Here is an 18,649-nt window from a genome sequence, read left to right as displayed (position 1 = left end):
TAGCTTACAGCTTGCTGTCACGCGTCTCTTTCAGGCACAACACGGCAATCAGGCTGATCACCGCCGCCGCCGACACATATCCCCCCACCCAGCTCAAGCCCCCCATGCTCACCAGCTTCTGGGCAAAGAACGGTGCCGCCGAGGCGCCGACGATGCCGCCCAGGTTGTAGGCCGCCGAGGCGCCGGTGTAGCGCACGTGGGTCGGGAACAGCTCTGGCAGCAAGGCGCCCATCGGCGCGAAGGTCACCCCCATCAGGAACAGCTCGATGCTCAGGAACAGTGCCACGCCCGTGGTCGAGCCCGAGGTGAGCAGTGGCTCCATGGCGAAGCCCGAGGCGATGGCCAGCAGCGCACCAACGATCAATACCGGCTTGCGCCCGTAGCGGTCGCTGAGCCAGGCCGACAGTGGCGTGGCCAGGGCCATGAACACCACGGCGAAGCACAGCAGGCCGAGGAAGGTCTCGCGGCTGTAGCCCAGCGTCGTCACGCCGTAGCTCAGCGAGAACACCGTGGAGATGTAGAACAGCGCGTAGCACACCACCATCGCCGCCGCGCCCAGCAGGGTCGGCAGCCAGTACTGGGCGAACAGCTCGACCACCGGCATCTTGACCCGCTCCTGGCGCGCCACGGCCTTGGCGAATACCGGGCTTTCCTCGAGTTTCAGGCGCACGTACAGGCCAACCAGCACCAGCGCGGCACTGAGCAGGAACGGAATGCGCCAGCCCCAGTCGCGGAACTGCTCGTCGCTGAGCACCAGGGCCAGGGTGAGGAACAGGCCGTTGGCGGCCAAAAAGCCGATCGAGGGGCCCAGTTGCGGGAACATGCCGAACCAGGCGCGCTTGCCTTCGGGGGCGTTCTCGGTGGCCAGCAGTGCCGCGCCACCCCATTCGCCGCCCAGGCCCAGGCCTTGGCCGAAGCGCAGGATGCAGAGCAGGACCGGCGCCCATACGCCGATGCTGTCATAGCCCGGCAGCACGCCAATCAGCGTGGTCGAAACCCCCATCAGCAACAGCGAAGCGACCAGGGTCGACTTGCGCCCGATACGGTCGCCGAAGTGGCCGAACAGCGCCGAGCCCAGTGGTCGGGCGAGGAACGCGATGCCGAAGGTGAGGAAGGCCGCGAGCATCTGCGCGGTGCCCGACCCGGACGGGAAGAACACCGGCCCGATCACCAGGGCGGCGGCGGTGGCGTAGACGTAGAAATCGTAGAACTCGATGGCAGTGCCGATGAAACTGGCGGTGGCCACCCGCGCTGGCGAGTTGACCGGGGCCGCCGAGGCAGGTTCGGCGTAGGTGCTGCTGGTAGTCATGCGTAGGTCCCTGACAGTCGATGCTCCATGGGGCACGGCCCATGTGGCAGGCACACGGGAGCCGGAGCGTATTGTTATGAGTCGCGTGACTGACGATAGCCCAGGGGGTAGGGAGGGGCGGGCGCTGTTCGGGGTGGTGACGCAGGGCCGTGGGGCGTGTCAGTGATGCGGACTGGCCGTGGGGCGCCGGGTGCGGGTAGCAGGCGGGACGGCAGGGCTGGGTAAGCGTTGGCCGAGTATAACTATCGGGTCAGGGTCCAGACCAGCACCTTGCTGGCGCAATTGTCCTCGGTTTCGAGGATTTCCAGGCGATAACGGCCGATCTTCAGGCATACCGCCGTTGCCGGGATGCTTTCCAGCGCCTCGGTGACCAGGCCGTTGAGGGTTTTCGGCCCGCCATCACAGGGCAGGTGCCAGCCGAGGGTGCGGTTGATCTCACGCAGCGAGGCGGTGCCTTCGATGATGAAGCGGCCATCGCTCTGCGGGTGCACATGCGGGTTGTCGAGGCTGTGTTCGTCTTCGAATTCGCCGACGATCTCTTCGAGGATGTCTTCGAGGGTGACGATGCCCAGCACTTCGCCGTATTCGTCCACCACCACGCCCATGCGCCGCTGTTGCTTGTGGAAATTCAGCAATTGCATCTGCAGGGGCGTGCTTTCGGGGACGAAGTAGGGCTCGTAGCAGGCGGCCTGGAGCTTTTCGAAGGTGAGTTCGGCGCGCGGCAGCAGGTGGCTGATCAGTTTGGTGTTGAGTACCGCTTCCACCTGGTTGATGTCGTTGTGATAGACCGGCAGGCGGGTGTGGCGGCTGACGATCAGCTGCTCGACGATGCGCTCGATGGGGTCGTCGAGGTTGATGCCGTCGACTTCGTTGCGCGGCACCAGGATGTCGTTGACGGTGATCTTGTCCAGGGCCTGCAAGCCCGCCAGCAAGCCATTGTGGGACGGGTCATGCTGCTCGTCGTCATCGAAGTCGTCTTCCTGCGGGTGCAGCGCCACCGCCATGGGCTGCACGCGGAACGGGCGCAGGATCAACCGGGCGCAGCCATCGAGCAGGCAGGCCAAGGGTTGCAGTGCGGCCAGCGGGACCTTGAGCAGGCTGGCGCCAAGGCTGATGAATGCCTGCGGATTGCGTCGGGCCAGGCGTCGCGGCAGGTATTCGGCGAGCACCAGCAGGGCTGCGGTAGCGGCCAGCCCAGCGAGCCAGAAACCGTGTTCGCCGCTGTAGCGCTGGCCGATCAGGCAGGCCAGGCCCAACACCAGCAGCTTGCCGAGGCTGGCGCAGAGCACCAGGGCCTGGGCGGGCAGGGTCGGGTCGGCGTGGCCGTTCTGTTGCTGGCGAGCGCAGTCCACGGCGGTGAACAGCGCCGACCACAGCAGTGCCAGTACCAGTGTGCCGAGCAGCGGGGCGTACGGCAGGGTATCCATGGGCGGCCGTCAGATATGCAAGATGAATTCGCGGACCAGCTTGCTGCCGAAATAGGCCAGCATCAGCAGGCAGAAACCGGCGAGGGTCCAGCGGATCGCCTTGTGGCCACGCCAGCCCAGGCGGGTGCGGCCCCACAGCAATACACTGAACACGATCCACGCCACGCAGGCCAGCAGGGTCTTGTGCACCAGGTGCTGGGCAAACAGGTTGTCGAGGAACAGCCAGCCGGAGACCAGCGACAGCGACAGCAGCCCCCAACCGGCCCAGAGGAAGCCGAACAGCAGGCTTTCCATGGTTTGCAGCGGCGGGAAATTGCGGATCAGCCCGGACGGGTGCTTGTGCTTGAGCTGGTGGTCCTGCAGCAACAGCAGCAGGGCCTGGAACACGGCGATGGTGAACAGGCCATAGGCGAGGATCGACAGCAGGATGTGCGCGAGGATGCCCGGCTCTTCATTGATCAGCGGCACCGTGCCGGGCGGGGCGAACTGCGCCAGCAGCGCGGTTATGGCACCCAGCGGGAACAGCAGCACCAGCAGGTTCTCCACTGGAATGCTCAGGCAGGCGATCAGCGTCAGGCCGATCACCGCCACGGCGATCAGGCTGGCGGCGCTGAAGAAATCCAGGCTCAGCCCCAGCGGGGTGATCAGCTGGAAGAACAGCGCGCCGCCCTGGGCGAGCACCGCCAGTGCGCCGAGCACACCGAGCAGCCGCTTGTCGGCGCGGGCGCCACGGGCCAGGCCGGTAGCCTGGTAGACGGTCGCGGCCACATAAAGGAAGGCGGCGATCAGGTTGGGGATGAGGCTGGGTGAAGAGAGCATAAGTCCTGGCAGGCAAGCCTTAAAGGGACGGAGTTTGGCATAGAACGCGGTGGGCAAGGAAGACTGCGGATCAATCGCGGGGCAAGCCCGCTCCCACAGGGGCTGTGGGGCATTGTGGGAGCGGGCTTGCCCCGCGAATGGCCGGTGGTCCCGAGCAAGGTGTGCGGCGGCGGCAGTCTTCGCTATAATCGCCGCCTTGTTGTGCCCAGCGCGTGTGCATTTCCACCTGGGCGCCTGAAAAACCTCGGCTTCACTGGGCCTGAAAGGATCACCATGTTCGAAAACCTGACCGACCGCCTGTCACAGACGCTGCGCCATGTCACCGGCAAGGCCAAGCTGACCGAAGACAATATCAAGGACACGCTGCGCGAAGTGCGCATGGCCCTGCTCGAGGCCGACGTTGCCCTGCCGGTGGTCAAGGATTTCGTCAACAGCATCAAGGAGCGCGCGGTCGGCACCGAAGTGTCGCGCAGCCTCACCCCGGGCCAGGCCTTCGTCAAGATCGTCCAGGCCGAGCTGGAACGCCTGATGGGCGCGGCCAACGAAGAGCTGACGCTCAATGCCGCACCGCCCGCAGTCGTGCTGATGGCCGGCCTGCAGGGTGCCGGTAAGACCACCACCGCCGGCAAGCTGGCGCGCCACCTGAAAGAGCGCAAGAAGAAAAGCGTGATGGTGGTGTCCGCCGACGTTTACCGCCCGGCGGCGATCAAGCAGCTGGAAACCCTGGCCAACGACATCGGCGTGACCTTCTTCCCGTCCGACATCAGCCAGAAACCGGTGGACATCGCGCAAGCGGCGATCCGCGAAGCCAAGCTCAAGTTCATCGATGTGGTGATCGTCGACACCGCCGGTCGCCTGCACGTCGACGCCGAAATGATGGACGAGATCAAGGCGCTGCACGCCGCGGTCAAGCCGATCGAAACGCTGTTCGTGGTCGATGCCATGACCGGCCAGGATGCCGCCAATACCGCCAAGGCCTTCGGCGACGCATTGCCGTTGACCGGTGTGATCCTGACCAAGGTCGACGGTGATGCCCGTGGCGGTGCCGCACTGTCGGTGCGTGCCATCACCGGCAAGCCGATCAAGTTCATCGGTATGGGCGAGAAGACCGAAGCCCTCGAGCCGTTCCACCCTGACCGGATCGCTTCGCGCATCCTCGGCATGGGTGACGTGCTCAGCCTGATCGAGCAGGCCGAGCAGACCATCGACAAGGCCAAGGCCGACAAGCTGGCCAAGAAGCTGAAGAAGGGTAAGGGCTTCGACCTCGAAGACTTCCGTGATCAGCTGCAGCAGATGAAGAACATGGGCGGTCTCGGCGGGCTGATGGACAAACTGCCGAACATGGGCGGCGTCAACCTGTCGCAGATGGGCAACGCCCAGGGCGCGGCCGAGAAGCAGTTCAAGCAGATGGAGGCGATCATCAACTCCATGACCCCGGCCGAGCGTCGCGACCCTGACCTGATCAGCGGTTCGCGCAAGCGCCGCATCGCCCTGGGTTCCGGTACCCAGGTGCAGGACATCGGCCGGCTGATCAAGCAGCACAAGCAGATGCAGAAGATGATGAAGAAATTCTCCGCCAAGGGCGGCATGGCCAAGATGATGCGCGGTCTTGGCGGCATGCTGCCGGGCGGCGGCATGCCCAAGATGTAATCGAATTTGGCGGGCTGCCTTCCATGGGAAAGCTGCCCACCAGCCCCCGCCTCGGCGGGAACACGGCCGCCGAAAGGCGGCTCAATCAGCAGAACTGAACGGTGGGGCGCAGCCTCGCCGAAAAAGGCATTTGCAAATGTCCGTGTATTCCCCGAGAATATGCGGCCTTTTGGGCACGCGTGTGCCCATTGGGCATTCAGTTTTGCAGCACCGACTATAGGAACGATGTTCACATGGTAACCATCCGTCTTGCCCGTGGCGGCTCGAAAAAGCGCCCTTTCTACCACCTGACCGTGACCAACTCGCGTAACGCCCGTGACGGCCGTTTCGTTGAGCGCGTTGGCTTCTTCAACCCGATCGCATCGGGCGCCGAAGTCAAGCTGTCGGTCAACCAAGAGCGCGTCACCTACTGGCTGAGCCAGGGCGCACAGCCGTCTGAGCGTGTTGCTCAGCTGCTGAAGGAAGCTGCCAAGGCTGCAGCCTGAGCAGTATGAACGCGACGCCAGAAAAGGCTGACGACCTCATCGTCGTTGGCAAGATTTTTTCGGTTCACGGCGTTCGCGGCGAGGTGAAGGTGTACTCCTTTACCGATCCGATTGAAAACCTGTTGGATTATCCGCGCTGGACGCTCAAGCACGAAGGCAAGGTAAAGCAGGTCGAGCTGGTCAGCGGTCGTGGCTCCCAAAAGGGCCTGGTCGTGAAATTGAAAGGCCTCGATGATCGTGATGAAGCCCGGCTTCTGAGTGGTTACGAAATCTGCATTGCGCGGAGCCTTTTGCCCAACCTGGCAGCCGACGAGTACTACTGGTACCAGTTGGAAGGCCTGAAGGTCATCAATCAGGACGAACAGCTGTTCGGCACGATCGATCACCTGTTGGAGACCGGCGCGAACGATGTAATGGTGGTCAAGCCTTGCACAGGCAGCCTGGATGATCGCGAGCGACTGTTGCCCTATACGGAGCAATGCGTGCTGGCAATCGACCTCGAAGCGGGTGTGATGCGAGTCGAATGGGACGCGGATTTCTAAACGATGGGTAACCTTCGCGTAGACGTCATCACGTTGTTCCCCGAGATGTTCTCGGCCATCACTGAGTACGGCATTACCAGCCGTGCGGTGAAACAGGGGTTGCTGCAAGTGACCTGCTGGAACCCGCGGGACTACACCACTGATCGCCACCACACCGTGGATGATCGGCCGTTTGGCGGTGGTCCGGGCATGGTGATGAAAATCAAGCCTCTGGAAGACGCCCTGGTCAACGCCAGGCAAGTCGCCGGAGCAACGGCAAAGGTGATCTACCTTTCGCCGCAAGGCCGCAAGCTGACTCAGCAAGCGGTCAAAGGCCTGGCCGAACAGGAATCTTTGATCCTGATCGCCGGTCGTTATGAAGGCATCGACGAGCGCTTTATCGAGGCTCATGTCGATGAGGAGTGGTCGATTGGCGACTATGTGCTTTCCGGTGGCGAGCTGCCGGCCATGGTACTGATCGATGCGGTTACGCGGCTGCTGCCCGGAGCTTTAGGGCATGTGGACTCGGCGGAGGAAGATTCTTTCACCGACGGTCTGCTGGATTGCCCGCACTACACCCGACCTGAGGTGTATGCGGATCAGCGTGTACCCGACGTGTTGCTTAGTGGCAACCATGCACACATCCGGCGTTGGCGGATGAAGCAGTCCCTTGGTAGGACCTTCGAACGACGCGCCGATCTTCTGGAAAGTCGCTCGCTTTCTGGAGAAGAGAAGAAGCTGCTCGAGGAATACCTCCGCGAGCGGGACGATAGTTAAACGTATCGATGGTGGATCGCGTTATCCATCTTAGGAGCACAGCATGACCAACAAGATCATCCAGCAGCTCGAAGCCGAGCAGATGAGCAAAGAGATCCCGACCTTCGCACCAGGCGACACCATTGTCGTCCAGGTTAAAGTGAAGGAAGGCGACCGCTCGCGTCTGCAGGCGTTCGAAGGCGTCGTTATCGCCAAGCGTAACCGCGGTCTGAACAGCGCCTTCACCGTGCGCAAGATCTCCAGCGGCGTTGGCGTAGAGCGTACCTTCCAGACCTACAGCCCACAGATCGACAGCCTGGCCGTGAAACGTCGTGGTGACGTGCGTAAAGCCAAGCTGTACTACCTGCGCGACCTGTCCGGCAAAGCCGCTCGCATCAAGGAAAAACTGTCCTGAGTGCAGTTTGACCGGTGGCCTCGGCCATCTTGCGAGAGAAAAAGCAGCCTTCGGGCTGCTTTTTTGCTTTCTGGCCTTATCGCGGGGCAAGCCCGCTCCCACGAACCTCGCACTGCCGCGTGGGAGCGGGCTTGCCCCGCGATGAGGCCGCCAGCCCCATCACCTTTGCGAGCCCCTCATGACCACCTCCCGAGACCAGGAAATCCTGCGCCGCACCGAACTGTCGGAAACCCGTGTGACCAAGGCGGTGTTCCCCAACACCACCAACCACCACAACACCCTGTTCGGCGGTACGGCCCTGGCGTGGATGGACGAAGTGTCGTTCATCGCCGCCACGCGTTTTTGCCGCCTGCCGCTGGTGACCGTGTCCACCGACCGCATCGACTTCAAGCACCCGATCCCCGCGGGCTCGATCGTCGAGCTGGTGGGTAGCGTGATCAAGGTCGGCAACACCAGCCTGCAAGTGCAGGTGGATGTGTTCGTCGAGAACATGTACCTCGATGGCCGCGAGCGCGCGATCCATGGGGTGTTCAGCTTCGTCGCCATCGACGAGGACAAGCGCCCGGTGCCGGTGCTGCCGCAGGCCGGCTCCCACTAAACGGACTTGCACGGCCACTGTGGGAGCGGGTTTACCCGCGAACACCGGCAGAGCCGGCGCCATCCACCGCGCCGCCTGCTTCGCGGGTAAACCCGCTCCCACACGAATTACGCTGCCCCTTCAGCCTGTGCTTTATTTTCAGGCTCTATCAGCGCCACCAGCGTCCAGCCCGGCTGCGGCTGCAGCGGGTGTTCCGGGGTGGCCACATGCACCCAGCCGTGGTTGTCACGGGCGAACATCAATGTCGCACGCTCACCGTGCAATTGCCGGTAGGCATCCCAGTTGAACGCCTCGGTCAGGGTCGTGCTGTATAGCTCTGCCCCCTGATTCAGCAACGTGGCCAGTTGGTTGTAGGTCAGCGCGCTGGAGCCCAGTGGCTGGCCACGATGCTCCTCGCTGGCCCGGTGCTTGTCGCTGCGCTGTTTCTCCAGGCCGCTGGCCAGCACGAACAGCCGGCCATGGCCGAAATCGTGGCGGAACCGTGCGCAGGCCAGGGCGTTGATTTCCCCGGCCGGTGACAGGCCGAGCAGATGCCCCAGGCCTACCAGGTCCAAATGCGCGTCGGCATGTTGCGAGGCCGGGTTGCCGAAGTAGGTGGGCAGGTTGTCCATGCGCGCGGCACGGATGTTCTCCCAGCTCGAATCGGTCAGCAGCACGCGGCAGCCAAGTTGTTGCAAGGCCTTGGCAATGGCCCGCGCAGGCGGGTTGGCGCCCACCATGAGAAAGCCGCTGGGGGCGGGCTCGGCGACCTTGAGCAGGCGCGCCAGGGGCCTGGCGGTAGCGCTCTGCAGTACCACGGTGCCGATGATCACGGCGAAGGTCAGTGGCACCAGCAGCAGCGCCCCCTCGTGGCCGGCCTCATGCAGGCGGATGGCGAAGATCGCCGATACCGCCGCCGCAACGATGCCGCGCGGGGCGATCCAGGCCAGCAGCGCACGTTCGCGCCAGCTCAAGGTGGAGCCCAGTGTCGAGATGAACACGTTCAGCGGTCGCGCCAGCAACTGGATCACCAGCAGCAGGGCGAGTACAGCGGGGCCCAAGCCGAGCATGGCATGCAGGTCCAGGCGTGCCGCCAGAAGGATGAACAGGCCGGAGATCAGCAGTACGCTGAGGTTTTCCTTGAAGTGCAGGATCTGCCGCACATCCACTCCTGGCATGTTGGCCAGCCACATGCCCATCACCGTCACGGCCAGCAGCCCGGACTCGTGGACGATCTGGTTGGCGGCGATGAAGATGCCCAGCACCGCGGCCAGCGAGGCCAGGTTGTGCAGGTATTCCGGCAGCCACTGGGCGCGCATGATCTGCCCAAGCAACCAGCCCCCGGCGGCGCCCAGCGCGCCGCCACAGAAGATCACCCCGGCGAAGGTGCCCAGGCTCTGGATCAGTCCGTCACCGTCGCTGCGGGCGATGATGAAGCTGTACACCACCACCGCCAGCAGCGCGCCGATCGGGTCGATGACGATGCCTTCCCAGCGCAGGATGTTGGCGATGGTCGCCTTGGGCCGAACCACACGCAGCATGGGCACGATCACCGTGGGCCCGGTGACCAGCGTGAGGGTGCCGAACAGGATCGCCAGCGGCCAGTCGAAACCCAGCAGCCAGTGGGTGGCCACGGCGATCACCAGCCAGGTACTCAGGGCGCCGACCGTGACCAGACGGTGCACCACGCTGCCTATCTCGCGCCATTGCGAGATATGCAGGGTCAGGCTGCCCTCGAACAGGATCAGGGCCACGGCCAGCGACACCAACGGCATCAGCAACGGGCCAAACAGCGCTTGTGGCTGCAGCCAGCCAAGCACAGGCCCGGCGAGTATGCCGGACAGCAGCAGGAACAGGATCGCCGGCAACTTCAGGCGCCAGGCCAGCCACTGGCAGGCGAGGGCGGCGGCACCGATGCCACCGAAACTCAGGAGAATCTGCTGTTCGCTCATGCGGGCTCCCTATGCGTGCGCGGTTATGAAAGACTAAGCGCCATTTCGCCGTTTGCCACCGAGTCTTCATGCCCGCCCTCGACCACCCCCTGATTGACCAGTTCCTCGATGCCCTGTGGCTGGAAAAGGGGCTTTCCGACAACACCCGCGCCTCTTACCGCAGCGACCTGGCCTTGTTCAATGGCTGGTTGCAGGAGCACGGGGTGGCGCTGCCCGATGCCGGTCGCGAGCTGATCCTCGATCATCTCGCCTGGCGTTTCGACCAAGGCTACAAACCCCGTTCCACGGCGCGATTTCTCTCCGGCGTACGGGGGTTCTTCCGCTACCTGCTGCGCGAGCGACTGATCGCCGTCGACCCGACCCTGCAGGTGGACATGCCGCAATTGGGGCGCCCGCTGCCAAAGTCGCTGTCGGAAGCCGACGTCGAGGCGCTGCTGCAGGCGCCGGACCTGGGTGAAGCTATCGGCCAACGTGACCGGGCCATGCTCGAAGTGCTGTACGCCTGCGGCCTGCGGGTGACCGAGCTGGTCAGCCTCACGCTCGACCAGGTCAACCTGCGCCAGGGTGTGCTGCGGGTGATGGGCAAGGGCAGCAAGGAGCGCCTGGTGCCGATGGGCGAAGAGGCGGTGGTCTGGATCGAGCGCTACCTGCGCGATGGCCGAACCGAGCTGCTCAACGGTCGCCCCAGCGATGTGCTGTTCCCCAGCCTGCGCGGTGAGCAGATGACCCGCCAGACCTTCTGGCACCGTATCAAGCACCAGGCGCGGGTGGCCGGTATCGACAAGCCGCTGTCGCCGCATACCCTGCGCCACGCTTTCGCCACGCACCTGCTCAACCACGGTGCCGACCTGCGTGTGGTGCAGATGCTGCTGGGCCACAGCGACCTGTCCACCACGCAGATCTACACCCATGTGGCCAAGGCGCGGCTGCAGCAGTTGCACGCCCAGCACCATCCGCGTGGATGAATGATCTTCATGTTCCGCTTACCGGTGCCTGAGGAGCCTTTCTGCGCGGGCCTGTTGTGGTAGGCTTGGACGGTTTGTTGCACGGGCCGACCGTTCGCCACCTCTGAAGCGTGGGCGACGCCCCTCCGGCCCCGTCCGTCTTCAGGAGTACCCCCATGCGTGTCACCCGTATTTTTGCCGCCGCCGCCCTGGCGTTGGTCAGCACCTTTGCCGGCGCTGCTGCCACTGAACCTGCGGCCGGTGCCGAGCAGGCGATCCGCAAGTCGCTGCAGAACCTGGCCCTGGAAGTGCCGGTCGAAAGCGTTGCCAGCAGCCCGCTCAACGGCCTGTACGAAGTGAAGCTGCAGGGCGGTCGCGTGCTGTACGCCAGCGCCGATGGCCAGTTCGTGATGCAGGGCTACCTGTACCAGATCCAGGATGGCAAGCCGGTCAACCTCACCGAGAAGACCGAGCGCCAAGGCATCGCCAAGCTGATCAACGGCATCCCGGCGGCGGAAATGGTCGTTTATCCAGCCAAGGGCGAGACCAAGTCGCACATCACCGTGTTCACCGACACCACCTGCCCGTACTGCCACAAGCTGCACGCTGAAGTACCGGAGCTCAACCGCCGCGGTATCGAAGTGCGCTACGTCGCCTTCCCGCGCCAGGGCCTGGGCTCGCCGGGTGACGAGCAGTTGCAGGCGGTGTGGTGCTCCAGCGACCGCCGCGCTGCGATGGACAAGATGGTCGACGGTAAAGAGATCAAGGCCGCCAAGTGCGCCAACCCGGTCGGCAAGCAGTTCCAGCTCGGCCAGTCGATCGGCGTGAATGGCACGCCCGCCATCGTCCTGGAAAGTGGCCAGGTGATTCCGGGCTATCAGCCGGCACCGCAAGTGGCCAAGCTGGCCCTGGCAGAGCGCAAGTAATCAAATCAATACGCCATCGTCATGGGGTGATGGCATGTTTCACGGTCGGCGCAAGTGTCGGCCGTTCAATGGGGAGTTCACAGTGAAACCGGTCAAAGTAGGCATCTGTGGGTTAGGGACCGTCGGTGGCGGAACCTTCAACGTACTTCAGCGCAACGCCGAGGAGATTGCCCGCCGTGCCGGGCGCGGTATTGAAGTGGCACAGATTGCCATGCGCTCGCCCAACCCGAACTGCCAGATTACCGGTACCCCCATTACCGCTGATGTGTTCGACGTGGCGAGCAACCCCGAAATCGATATCGTCATCGAGCTGATCGGTGGCTATACCATCGCCCGCGACCTGGTGCTCAAGGCCATCGAAAACGGCAAGCACGTGGTCACCGCCAACAAGGCGCTGATTGCCGTGCACGGCAACGAGATCTTCGCCAAGGCCCGCGAGAAGGGCGTCATCGTCGCCTTCGAGGCAGCCGTCGCCGGTGGCATCCCGGTGATCAAGGCGATCCGTGAAGGCCTGTCGGCCAACCGCATCAACTGGCTGGCCGGGATCATCAACGGCACCGGCAACTTCATCCTCACCGAAATGCGCGAAAAAGGCCGTGCCTTCCCCGACGTGCTGGCCGAAGCCCAGGCGCTGGGCTATGCCGAGGCCGACCCGACCTTCGACGTCGAGGGCATCGACGCCGCGCACAAGCTGACCATCCTGGCGTCCATCGCTTTCGGCATCCCGCTGCAGTTCGACAAGGCCTACACCGAAGGCATCACCCAGTTGACCACTGCCGACGTGAACTACGCCGAAGCCCTGGGCTACCGCATCAAGCACCTGGGCGTGGCCCGTCGCACCGCCGAAGGCATCGAGCTGCGCGTGCACCCGACCCTGATCCCCAGCGACCGCCTGATCGCCAACGTCAATGGCGTGATGAACGCGGTGATGGTCAACGGTGATGCTGCTGGTTCCACCCTGTACTACGGCGCCGGCGCCGGCATGGAGCCAACCGCCTCGTCGGTGATCGCCGACCTGGTCGACGTGGTCCGTGCCATGACCAGCGACCCGGAGAACCGTGTGCCGCACCTGGCCTTCCAGCCGGACTCGCTGTCGGCCCACCCGATCCTGCCGATCGAAGCCTGCGAAAGCGCCTACTACCTGCGCATCCAGGCCAAGGACCATCCGGGTGTGCTCGCGCAGGTCGCCAGCATCCTCTCGGAGCGCGGCATCAACATCGAGTCGATCATGCAGAAGGAAGCCGAGGAGCAGGATGGCCTGGTACCGATGATCCTGGTTACCCACGGCGTGGTCGAGCAGCGCATCAATGATGCCATCGTCGCCCTGGAATCCCTGCAGGACGTGGTTGGCCCGGTCGTGCGCATCCGCGTCGAACAGCTCAACTAAGCGGCAAGCTTCAAGCTGCAAGCTGCAAGTAAAGGCAGTGCGGTGTTGAGGCTTGAACAGAAAACATTCGTGGCAAGGTGAGACGCAGAGCACGAGAGCAACGCCAATCGGCTTTAACTTGTAGCTTGCAGCTCGAAGCTTGTCGCTCAAACCAAAGGTTTGTACCCATGCGCTATATCAGTACCCGCGGCCAGGCTCCGGCCCTGAACTTCGAAGACGTGCTGCTCGCCGGCCTGGCCAGTGACGGTGGCCTGTACGTCCCTGAGAACCTGCCACGCTTTACCCAGGAAGAGATCGCTTCCTGGGCCGGCCTGCCGTACCACGAGCTGGCGTTCCGGGTGATGCGCCCGTTCGTCGCCGGCAGCATCGCCGACGCCGACTTCAAGAAGATCCTCGAAGAAACCTACGGCTCCTTCGCCCATGCCTCCGTCGCGCCGCTGCGCCAGCTCAACGGCAACGAGTGGGTGATGGAGCTGTTCCACGGCCCGACCCTGGCGTTCAAGGACTTTGCCCTGCAGCTGCTCGGTCGCTTGCTCGACCACCTGCTGGTCAAGCGTGGCGAGCGTGTGGTGATCGTTGGCGCCACCAGCGGTGACACCGGTTCCGCCGCCATCGAAGGCTGCCGCCGTTGCGACAACGTCGATATCTTCATCCTGCACCCGCACCAGCGTGTGTCGGAAGTGCAGCGCCGCCAGATGACCACCATCCTCGGCGACAACATCCACAACATCGCCATCGAGGGCAACTTCGACGACTGCCAGGAGATGGTCAAGGCCAGCTTCGCCGACCAGTCGTTCCTCAAGGGCACCCGCCTGGTGGCGGTCAACTCGATCAACTGGGCGCGGATCATGGCCCAGATCGTCTACTACTTCCACGCCGCTCTGCAGCTCGGCGGCCCGGCACGTTCGGTGGCGTTCTCGGTGCCGACCGGCAACTTCGGCGACATCTTCGCCGGTTACCTGGCCCGCAACATGGGCCTGCCGATCAGCCAGCTGGTGGTCGCGACCAACCGCAACGACATCCTGCACCGCTTCATGAGCGGCAACCAGTACGTCAAGGAAACCCTGCACGCGACCCTGTCGCCGTCGATGGACATCATGGTCTCGTCGAACTTCGAGCGCCTGCTGTTCGACCTGCACGGCCGCAACGGTGCCGCCATCGCCGAGTTGATGGACACCTTCAAGCAAGGTGGCGGCTTCAGCGTTGACCAGGACCGCTGGACCGAAGCGCGCAAGTTGTTCGATTCGCTGGCGGTGACCGACGAGCAGACCTGCGAGACCATCGCCGAAGTCTTCGCCAGCACCGGTGAAGTGCTTGACCCGCACACCGCGATCGGCGTCAAGGCCGCCCGCGAATGCCGTCGCAGCCTGGACACGCCAATGGTGGTGCTGGGTACCGCGCACCCGGTCAAGTTCCCGGACGCGGTCGAGAAAGCCGGCGTCGGCAAGGCCCTGGAGCTGCCGGCTCACCTCAGCGACCTGTTCAGCCGCGAAGAGCGCTGCACGGTGCTGGCCAACGACCTGAAGGCCGTACAGGCCTTCGTCAGCCAGCATGGGAATCGCGGCAAGCCGTTGTAAGCCTGGCTGCAACTGAAAAAGCCCGTCCTCGGACGGGCTTTTTTGTGCGCGCGATTTTTTTTGCGTTTTTTCTCAGGGCTTTTCAGAATTTTCCTGTTTGGCGTTGTCGAAGTGGCTACTAAAGTGCGGGGCATCGAACCGCCAGAGCGCCTCGTCGAGGGAAACGTCCATGCATCAATTTCAGGTTCTTATCCACCAGCCCCGTCCTTTCCACCAGATTGTTCTGCACCAGGCATTCAATGCCCAGGGCGTCTACAGCGTGCGGCTGACCGAGGACATGCCGGGTACCCTGGCCTGCCTGAACCAGGAGCGGCCAGTGGATGTGCTGGTGCTCGATCACGACATGCCGATCAGCAGCGCGCAGTCGTTGTTCCGCCACCTGGCGACCGAAGGTGCGGCACAGGCGCTGTTGTTCGTCGGGCAAGGCAAAGGCAATGGCCCGGATCTGGCCCGGGAAGCCCGCAAGCTGGGGTTGTGGGTGCTGGACGAGCTGCCATGGCCGATGTCCACCGTAGCGTTGGGCAAGGCACTTGGGCGTCTGCCGGCACCGATTGGCTAACTGGACGGCTAGGGCATTCAAACTGTCATCTTGCCCGCGCATGCTCGCTGCAAGGGCCGGCACTCGAGAACTTTGCGCCAGGCCTGACGGTCAGTTCCTCCAAGCCCATAAGCCAGCGAGTGATACGGATGGAAAGAGTCTGCAGCCTGCTCAACGATGCCCTGACCCCCTACCTGGCCGCACTTGGCGCCGTCGACGCCAGCGGTAATCGCCAACTGACCCTCTACGACCCACGCGGCGGCGTGACCTTGCAGCGCCAGGTGGCTGAGCGCCAGTTGCAGGAGCAGCAGTTGCTGATCGACCTGGTCGATGGCCTGCACCGTGACCTGCAGATTGCCGAGGGCCGCCTGCAGCCCTGTGTGATCGCCGCGTTGCAACATCAACGCCCCACCCAGGGAACCTTTGCCTGACAGCCGCATCAGATTCATCAACGCCAGTTTGACGGTGCTTAGCTCCGGTAGTGTCAGGCTGTCGCGGGAAGCCCGCATTGGCTTTCGCTTGACCCCGGTCGTCTTCCCCAGCGGCCGGGGTTTCTTTTTGCCCGCTTCAGGGCTGCGCTGCCGAGGCGCCGTTGCTGTCGTCGAAGAAGTGACGCGCCTGTTGCAGGTAGTCCTCGCGCAGATCCGGGTCCAGCCAGCGGGCATACAGGGCGGGCAGGGTGTCGCGGCGCAGGGCTGGCAGCAACTGGTCGATGTGGGCGATGGCTTCGCGCCCTTGCGGTGTGTCCGAGCAACCCACATGCAGGAACTGGTAGTGGTTTACGCCGCTGATGGGGTAGAAGCGGTAGTCCTCCAGTGAGCCGCCTTGCTGCTCGATCAGGTAGCGCGCCTCTGGCCAGTAGCTGAGCACCAGCTGCAGGCGGCCCAGTTGCTGCATCTGCAGCAGGCTGGCGGTCGCATCGTTGCCGAAGTGGCGGCTGAAGGCGCTGTCGGGCAGCTGGCGCAGGATTTCGTCGACCTGCGCGCTGTAGCTGCGCTCGGCGACGATGCCCAGTTTGAGCCGGGTCTTGTCGAGCAAGGCTTTGAGCTCGACCTGCTGGCCGTCGAGGAAGGGTTCCAGCAATGCCTGGTCCTGCTTGCGCACCACCAGCCCGGTGCTCAGCACCCCCAGCGAAGGCTTGGAGAAATGCACGTACTTGGCGCGCTCGGGTGTCCAGAGCAGGGTCGGGTCGCAGGTGAAACTCGGCTCCATGAGCATCTGGATGCCCCGGGCGCGATTGACCCGCACGATGCTGTGGTCGTACTCGGGCATCTGCGCGATCAGCTTCGGCAGCATCAGGTCCATTACGCCCTGGCCCTTCTCGGCACCTTCGAAAATGGTGAACGGCGGCAGGTCGCGGACCAGCCAGAACAGGCGCTCCTTGGCGTGCGCCAGCGGCATCGCCAGCAGCAGGCAGAGGATGACGGGCAGGCGCGCAAGGCGCCTGCGCCAGGCTGTTGCGCGAGTCAGACCGTGCCCGCCTGGCGCAGGCCGGCGATGGCCGCCGCGTCGTAGCCCAGGCTGGCCAGCACGCTGTCGGTGTGCTCACCCAGGGCCGGGCCTACCCATTCGGTGGAGCCTGGGGTGTCGGAGAGCTTGGGTACGATGCCGGGCATCTTGAACGGCTTGCCGTCCGGTAACTTGGCCTGGAGGAACATCTCGCGGGCAAGGTACTGCGGGTCGCTGAACATGTCTTCGGCCGAAAAGATCCGGCTGGCCGGCACTTCGGCGTCATTGAGTACCTGCATGACGCTGTCGAGCGGCAGGCCGTTGGCCCAACGGTCGATCACCCCATATAGCTCGTCGCGGCGTGCGTCGCGGCCATCATTGCTGGCCAATGCCGCATCGTTTGCCAGGTCGTCGCGGCCGATGGCCTGCATGAAGCGCTTGAAGATCGCGTCGCCATTGGCGCCGATCTGCACATGGCGGCCATCGGCGGTGGTGTGGATGGAGGAGGGGGTGATGCCGGGCATGATGTTACCGGTGCGCTCGCGGATGAAACCGAACACGTCGAACTCCGGGACCATGCTCTCCATCATGGCGAAGATCGCCTCGTACAGCGCCACGTCCACCACCTGGCCCTGGCCGCCGTTCACCTCGCAGTGACGCAGGGCCATCAGCGCGCCGATCACGCCCCACAGGGCGGCGATCGAATCACCGATGGAGATCCCCGTGCGCACTGGCGGGCGGTCCTCGAAACCGGTGATGTAGCGCAGCCCACCCATCGACTCGCCCACCGCGCCAAAGCCCGGCTGGTCCTTCATCGGGCCGGTCTGGCCGAAGCCCGACAGGCGCACCATCACCAGGCGCGGGTTCAACGCGTGCAGCACATCCCAGCCCAGGCCGAGTTTTTCCAGCACGCCGGGGCGGAAATTCTCGATCAGGATGTCGGCCTCGGCCAGCAGGCGCTTGAGCACCTCGCGGCCTTCCGGGTGCTTGAGGTTGAGGGTCAGCGACTGCTTGTTGCGTGCCTGCACGAACCACCACAGCGACGTGCCTTCATACAGCTTGCGCCACTTGCGCAGCGGGTCGCCGCCGTCGGGCGACTCGACCTTGATCACCTCGGCACCGAACTCGGCGCAGATGCGCGAGGCGAACGGGCCGGCGATCAGGGTGCCGAGTTCGATCACTTTCAGGCCGGCGAGGGGTTTGCTGGGCGTGGGCATGGGGCATCCGTGGCAGCTGGGCGTAAACGCAGGTTGTATCACAGCTCGGCAGTGGCAGGTACTGTCGCGGCGCACTCGCGATGCGCAAGGGCCTTCGTCTGCCAGATCGGTTAAACTGTGCGACTTTCTTTTCTACGAAGCCCCGCGCCCATGGCCCAGCCGTCCACCACCTACAAATTCGAACTGAATCTGACCGACCTTGATCGCGGCGTGTACGAGAGCGTCCGTCAGACCATCGCCCGTCACCCTTCGGAGACCGAGGAACGCATGGCCGTGCGCTTGCTGGCCTATGCCATCTGGTACAACGAGCAGCTGTCGTTTGGCCGTGGCCTGTCGGATGTCGACGAAGCCCCACTGTGGGAAAAGAGCCTGGACGACCGCATCCTGCACTGGATCGAAGTCGGCCAGCCGGACGCCGAGCGCCTGACCTGGTGCTCGCGCCGCACTGAACGCACCAGCCTGCTGGCCTACGGCAGCCTGCGGGTGTGGCGGACCAAGGTCGGTGATGCGGTCAAGGGCCTGAAGAACCTGAACATCGCCGCTGTGCCGCAAGAGGTGCTGGAGACCCTGGCCACCGACATGCCACGTACCATCAAGTGGGACGTGATGATCAGCGAAGGCACCATTTTCGTCACCGACGACCGTGGCCAGCACGAAGTGCAGCTGGAGTGGCTGCTTGGCGAGCGCGGCTGAGCCGCCC

19 protein-coding genes are annotated in these 18,649 nt (G+C 64.0%); 13 read left to right on the top strand and 6 right to left on the bottom strand.

Translation table 11 applies throughout. The features are described from left to right. Positions 1-4 precede the first annotated feature (4 nt). The 3 genes from LOY51_RS21210 to LOY51_RS21200 all read right to left on the bottom strand — a co-directional run bounded on the left by LOY51_RS21210 (position 5) and on the right by LOY51_RS21200 (position 3,555). Positions 5-1,309 carry an MFS transporter gene (locus tag LOY51_RS21210; protein WP_258642927.1) on the bottom strand — a complete coding sequence of 435 codons (1,305 nt, stop codon included), beginning with the start codon at positions 1,307-1,309 and terminating at the stop codon, positions 5-7. 242 nt (positions 1,310-1,551) lie between these two features. After that, positions 1,552-2,736 carry a transporter associated domain-containing protein gene (locus LOY51_RS21205; protein WP_125859958.1) on the bottom strand — a complete coding sequence of 395 codons (1,185 nt, stop codon included), beginning with the start codon at positions 2,734-2,736 and terminating at the stop codon, positions 1,552-1,554. Between the two features lie 9 nt (positions 2,737-2,745). Beyond that, entirely contained in the window at positions 2,746-3,555 is an 810-nt protein-coding gene (locus tag LOY51_RS21200) for a cytochrome C assembly family protein (RefSeq protein WP_125859956.1), read from the bottom strand. A 273-nt stretch (positions 3,556-3,828) separates the two neighbouring features. On the opposite strand from LOY51_RS21200, the gene ffh reads away from it, so the two are divergent. The 6 genes from ffh (at position 3,829) to LOY51_RS21170 (ending at position 7,980) form a co-directional block, all read left to right on the top strand. Continuing rightward, entirely contained in the window at positions 3,829-5,205 is a 1,377-nt protein-coding gene (gene ffh, locus LOY51_RS21195; protein ID WP_258642924.1) for a signal recognition particle protein, read from the top strand. 233 nt (positions 5,206-5,438) lie between these two features. Further along, positions 5,439-5,690, top strand: a complete 252-nt coding sequence (rpsP, locus tag LOY51_RS21190) for a 30S ribosomal protein S16 (RefSeq protein ID WP_011535318.1) — start codon at positions 5,439-5,441, stop codon at positions 5,688-5,690. A gap of 5 nt (positions 5,691-5,695) precedes the next feature. Next, positions 5,696-6,232, top strand: a complete 537-nt coding sequence (gene rimM, locus LOY51_RS21185) for a ribosome maturation factor RimM (RefSeq protein ID WP_125859954.1) — start codon at positions 5,696-5,698, stop codon at positions 6,230-6,232. Between the two features lie 3 nt (positions 6,233-6,235). Next, on the top strand, positions 6,236-6,988 hold the full coding sequence (gene trmD / locus LOY51_RS21180; RefSeq protein ID WP_110993301.1) for a tRNA (guanosine(37)-N1)-methyltransferase TrmD: 753 nt from the start codon (positions 6,236-6,238) through the stop codon (positions 6,986-6,988). A 43-nt stretch (positions 6,989-7,031) separates the two neighbouring features. Further along, the gene (rplS, locus tag LOY51_RS21175) at positions 7,032-7,382 is read left to right on the top strand and encodes a 50S ribosomal protein L19 (RefSeq protein WP_023629812.1); all 351 of its coding nucleotides are present in this window, start codon (positions 7,032-7,034) and stop codon (positions 7,380-7,382) included. Positions 7,383-7,560: 178 nt separating this feature from the next. Beyond that, positions 7,561-7,980 (top strand): acyl-CoA thioesterase, encoded by a 420-nt coding sequence (locus LOY51_RS21170; protein ID WP_125859952.1) that lies wholly within the window; start codon positions 7,561-7,563, stop codon positions 7,978-7,980. Between the two features lie 107 nt (positions 7,981-8,087). On the opposite strand, the gene LOY51_RS21165 is transcribed toward LOY51_RS21170, so the two are convergent. Further along, positions 8,088-9,911, bottom strand: coding sequence for a cation:proton antiporter (locus tag LOY51_RS21165; RefSeq protein WP_258642923.1), 1,824 nt, complete (start codon positions 9,909-9,911; stop codon positions 8,088-8,090). Positions 9,912-9,979: 68 nt separating this feature from the next. Between LOY51_RS21165 and xerD the strand changes: the two genes are divergently transcribed. The 6 genes from xerD (at position 9,980) to LOY51_RS21135 (ending at position 15,714) form a co-directional block, all read left to right on the top strand. Next, positions 9,980-10,876: a site-specific tyrosine recombinase XerD gene (gene xerD, locus LOY51_RS21160; protein ID WP_125465247.1), complete on the top strand. Its 897-nt coding sequence runs from the start codon at positions 9,980-9,982 to the stop codon at positions 10,874-10,876. Positions 10,877-11,031: 155 nt separating this feature from the next. Beyond that, positions 11,032-11,781: a DsbC family protein gene (locus LOY51_RS21155; RefSeq protein ID WP_125465246.1), complete on the top strand. Its 750-nt coding sequence runs from the start codon at positions 11,032-11,034 to the stop codon at positions 11,779-11,781. 82 nt (positions 11,782-11,863) lie between these two features. Beyond that, on the top strand, positions 11,864-13,168 hold the full coding sequence (locus LOY51_RS21150; RefSeq protein ID WP_125465245.1) for a homoserine dehydrogenase: 1,305 nt from the start codon (positions 11,864-11,866) through the stop codon (positions 13,166-13,168). A gap of 167 nt (positions 13,169-13,335) precedes the next feature. After that, positions 13,336-14,745, top strand: coding sequence for a threonine synthase (gene thrC / locus LOY51_RS21145; RefSeq protein WP_258642919.1), 1,410 nt, complete (start codon positions 13,336-13,338; stop codon positions 14,743-14,745). Positions 14,746-14,914: 169 nt separating this feature from the next. Further along, positions 14,915-15,304: a histidine kinase gene (locus LOY51_RS21140; RefSeq protein WP_125465243.1), complete on the top strand. Its 390-nt coding sequence runs from the start codon at positions 14,915-14,917 to the stop codon at positions 15,302-15,304. 128 nt (positions 15,305-15,432) lie between these two features. After that, complete coding sequence (locus LOY51_RS21135; RefSeq protein WP_258642916.1) at positions 15,433-15,714, top strand: DUF3509 domain-containing protein; 282 nt, start codon at positions 15,433-15,435, stop codon at positions 15,712-15,714. 136 nt (positions 15,715-15,850) lie between these two features. Here LOY51_RS21135 and LOY51_RS21130 read toward each other — a convergent pair whose 3' ends face one another. Continuing rightward, positions 15,851-16,684, bottom strand: coding sequence for a TIGR02285 family protein (locus LOY51_RS21130; protein ID WP_374046867.1), 834 nt, complete (start codon positions 16,682-16,684; stop codon positions 15,851-15,853). A gap of 65 nt (positions 16,685-16,749) precedes the next feature. Continuing rightward, entirely contained in the window at positions 16,750-17,949 is a 1,200-nt protein-coding gene (locus LOY51_RS21125; RefSeq protein ID WP_258642915.1) for a CaiB/BaiF CoA transferase family protein, read from the bottom strand. A gap of 150 nt (positions 17,950-18,099) precedes the next feature. Here LOY51_RS21125 and LOY51_RS21120 point away from each other — a divergent pair, with 150 nt between their 5' ends. Then, positions 18,100-18,642 carry a YaeQ family protein gene (locus tag LOY51_RS21120; RefSeq protein ID WP_110993311.1) on the top strand — a complete coding sequence of 181 codons (543 nt, stop codon included), beginning with the start codon at positions 18,100-18,102 and terminating at the stop codon, positions 18,640-18,642. The last annotated feature ends 7 nt before the right edge of the window (positions 18,643-18,649 follow it).

Source organism: Pseudomonas sichuanensis (genome assembly GCF_024749065.1).
In the GTDB taxonomy this organism is placed as follows: Bacteria; Pseudomonadota; Gammaproteobacteria; order Pseudomonadales; family Pseudomonadaceae; genus Aquipseudomonas; species Aquipseudomonas sichuanensis.
The sequence above is the reverse complement of the archived record's forward strand: the minus strand, read 5'-3'. Positions and strand labels throughout refer to the sequence as shown.